The sequence below is a fragment of the Streptomyces sp. NPDC050448 genome, from assembly GCF_040655295.1.
In the GTDB taxonomy this organism is placed as follows: Bacteria; Actinomycetota; Actinomycetes; order Streptomycetales; family Streptomycetaceae; genus Streptomyces.
Genome location: NZ_JBFAJR010000122.1, coordinates 1 through 1,856, shown reverse-complemented (window position 1 = coordinate 1,856; position 1,856 = coordinate 1). Strand labels below are relative to the sequence as shown.

The 1,856-nt window shown below is 74.2% G+C and carries 1 protein-coding gene; it reads left to right on the top strand.

What is annotated here, in order from left to right:
- Positions 1–1,856 (top strand): type I polyketide synthase (locus tag AB0I68_RS38995; protein ID WP_363182192.1); only part of this gene is annotated, 1,856 nt, incomplete at both ends.

Here is a 1,856-nt window from a genome sequence, read left to right as displayed (position 1 = left end):
GGCGCCGAGGTCACCCTCGCCGCCTGCGACGTCAGCGACCGCGACGCCCTCGCCGCGCTCCTCGCCGGCATCCCCGCCGACCGGCCGCTGACCGCCGTCGTGCACACGGCCGCCGTCCTCGACGACGGCGTCGTCGAGGCCCTCACCCCCGACCAGGTCGAGCGCGTTCTGCGGGTCAAGGTGGACGCCACGCTCCACCTGCACGAGCTGACCCGTGACCTCGACCTGTCGGCGTTCGTGCTGTTCTCGTCCTTCGCCGCCACCTTCGGCGCGCCCGGACAGGGCAACTACGCGCCGGGCAACGCCTTCCTGGACGCCTTCGCCGAGTACCGGCGCGCCGCCGGGCTGCCCGCGACCTCCCTCGCCTGGGGTCCGTGGGGCGACGGGGGCATGGCAGAAGGCGCCGTCGGTGACCGCATGCGCCGCCACGGCGTCATCGAGATGGCCCCCGGGCGGGCCGTCACCGCCCTCCAGTACGCGCTGGACCGCGACGAGACCACCCTGACCGTCGCGGACATGGAGTGGAAGCGCTTCGTCCTGGCCTTCACCTCCGGCCGGACCCGGCCCCTGCTGCATGACCTCCCCGAGGCACGGCAGGTCATGGACAGCGCCCGCACCGACGCCGCCGAGGACAGCGGGAGCGCCGCCGTGCTCGCGGGGCAACTCGCCGGGCAGCCCGAGGCCGAACAGGAGCGGCTGCTGCTGGAGCTGGTCCGTACGGCCGTCGCCGCCGTCCTCGGCTACGCCGGACCGGACGCCGTCGAGGCGGGCCGGGCCTTCAAGGAACTGGGCTTCGACTCCCTGACCTCCGTCGAACTGCGCAACCGCCTGAACGCGGCCGCCGGGCTCAAGCTGCCGCCCACGCTCGTCTTCGACTACCCGACGCCCACCGTTCTCGCCCGGTTCCTGCGGACCGAACTCGCCGGTCAGAGCGCGGCGGCCGCCGTACCCCTGCCGACGGCGGCCGGTTCCGGTGCCGACGCCGAGCCCATCGCTGTCGTCGCGATGAGCTGCCGCTTCCCCGGCGGCGTCCGCAGCCCCGAGCAGCTGTGGCAGCTGCTGGCCTCCGGCGGGGACGCCCTGTCGGAGTTCCCCGCGGACCGCGGCTGGGACGTCGAGGCGCTGTACGACCCCGACCCCGACGCCCAGGGCACCTCCTACACCCGTGAGGGCGGCTTCCTCTCCGACGCGGCCTCCTTCGACCCGGCGTTCTTCGGGATCTCGCCGCGTGAGGCCCTCGCCATGGACCCGCAGCAGCGGCTGCTGCTGGAGACCTCTTGGGAGGCCTTCGAGCGGGCCGGGATCGACCCCGAGACGCTGCGCGGCACCCCGTCCGGCGTCTTCGTCGGCACCAACGGCTCCGACTACTCCCACCTCGTGCGCGGCACCGCCACCGAAGGACTCGAAGGCCACCTGGCCACGGGCAGCGCGGGCAGCGTCGTCTCGGGCCGCCTCTCCTACGTGTTCGGGCTCGAAGGCCCGGCGGTCACCGTCGACACCGCCTGCTCCGCCTCGCTGGTGGCCCTGCACCTCGCGGTGCAGGCCCTGCGGGCCGGGGAATGCTCCATGGCCCTGGCGGGCGGTGTGACGGTCATGTCCACGCCCGGCACCTTCATCGAGTTCAGCCGGCAGCGCGGACTGTCCACCGACGGCCGCTGCAAGGCCTTCTCCGCCGACGCCGACGGCTTCAGCCCGGCCGAGGGCGCGGGCATGCTCCTCGTCGAGCGCCTGTCGGACGCCCGCCGCCGCGGACACCCCGTGCTGGCCGTGATCCGCGGTACGGCGGTCAACCAGGACGGTGCGAGCAACGGCCTGACCGCCCCGAACGGACCCTCGCAGCAGCGCGTCATCCGGCA